This window comes from Nocardiopsis sp. NPDC055551, assembly GCF_053619415.1.
This window is the reverse complement of record NZ_JBSHJJ010000033.1, coordinates 1-1,446: the sequence shown is the minus strand read 5'-3', so window position 1 is coordinate 1,446 and position 1,446 is coordinate 1. Positions and strand designations below refer to the sequence as shown.

General features: G+C 40.8%; 1 protein-coding gene. It reads right to left on the bottom strand.

Annotation, left to right across the window (positions count from 1 at the left end; genetic code table 11):
* A protein-coding gene (locus ACWGSK_RS27590; protein ID WP_452457185.1) for an IS3 family transposase occupies window positions 1-1,071 on the bottom strand; the annotation gives its coding sequence in 2 pieces (ribosomal slippage) (window positions 1-798 and window positions 798-1,071; 1,072 coding nt annotated over the 2 pieces). This gene is flagged as partial in the annotation.
* Between the last annotated feature and the right edge of the window lie 375 nt (window positions 1,072-1,446).

Below are 1,446 nucleotides of genomic sequence, written 5' to 3'. Positions count from 1 at the left end.
TCGCGCGGTCACGCTTCGGACGGTTGGTGGCGGTCGTGGTTCGATCAATGCTGTTAAGATAGAACGTTTCAGACTTTAGTGAGGAATGAAACGATTCGATGGAGGCATTATCAGCGGGTGTCCCTTTGCGGGACATGCTCATGGTAATGCCTTTTGTTTTAACAGCTTTCTGATACTCGTAAGATGTATACACAGATCCTTGGTCACTATGTAACACGCAGTTCTCAGGCAGTGTTGGCAGTTGATCAAGTGTGTGTAAGACAAAGTCTGTGTCCTGCTTATCTCCAATCGTAAAAGCAATCACTTCTCCATTATATACATCCAATATACTGGAAAGGTACAATTGTTTCTGTCCATAAGGCAAATACGTGATGTCTGTTACTAGTTTTTCAAGAGGATGATCAGACTGAAAGTTCCTATCTAATATATTGTCGACCACGGCATATGGCTGCCCATTCTTCTTGCGCTTTTTCACCTTAACCCGGCACTGCCACTGATTTTTCTGCATAATACGCTGAACCGTTTTATGGTTAATACACATTCTCTTTTTTAATATAGCTGTGATTTTTCGATATCCATATCGATACTGGTGCTCTCGGCACAACGTGCCGATTTGTTTTTCTAAATGGCGCTTGGGATGATCTTTCTTCAGATTCTTCTTCCAACGATAATAAGACGAGCGAGAGATACCTAAATGAATACAGATATCCTGCACGGTCATTGTGCTGTGCAATTCTTCTACAAGTTCGACTGACGTTTGGCTATCAACTTCCTTTCCAATTCGTTGTACTTTTTTAACACTTCATTCTGTTGTCTCAGATATCGATTCTCTGCCTGCAGTTTCTCTAATTCGGAAGAATACTCCGGACCTTTTCCATAAGTGTATTGCTTACCAACAGGCTGTTCAAATCGATGTGTATCACCAGCCTTATACCATCTGACCCATGTCTTAATCTGCGTATTATTTTTGATATTCAACTCCTGCATGATCTCTTTCATAGGTACGCCTGCCAATCTCATTTCTACAGCCTTCTGTTTCACTTCAACCGGATAACTCACTCTTGTCCCCATAGAAAAAACACCTCCAAGTCTAATTTCGGATAACAATCATCCGTATTCAAACTTGAAGGTGTTTTTATTTGTCTCATCTTATGGGGTCAGTCCCTATCGCACAGGTTTTTTTAGTGGACTTAGGTCCTGTTTTCTTAATGTTCAAAAAGGGAAAAAAAAGCTAGCAATCTGCATTTTTTTCTTTTATAGTAAATGTACTTTGTAACATGGCAGTCATATTTTCGTCTATAACTATTTGTGAGCGTCTGATTTGCTTCAGGCGACAAAGGGGGATTTGCCTGTGAGGCATGTACTAATTGCTGTCATGATATTCTTCTTATCTATCGGACTTTCCGCAGGGTGTGGTGAAGCTGGAAACAATACCCAACATCAGTC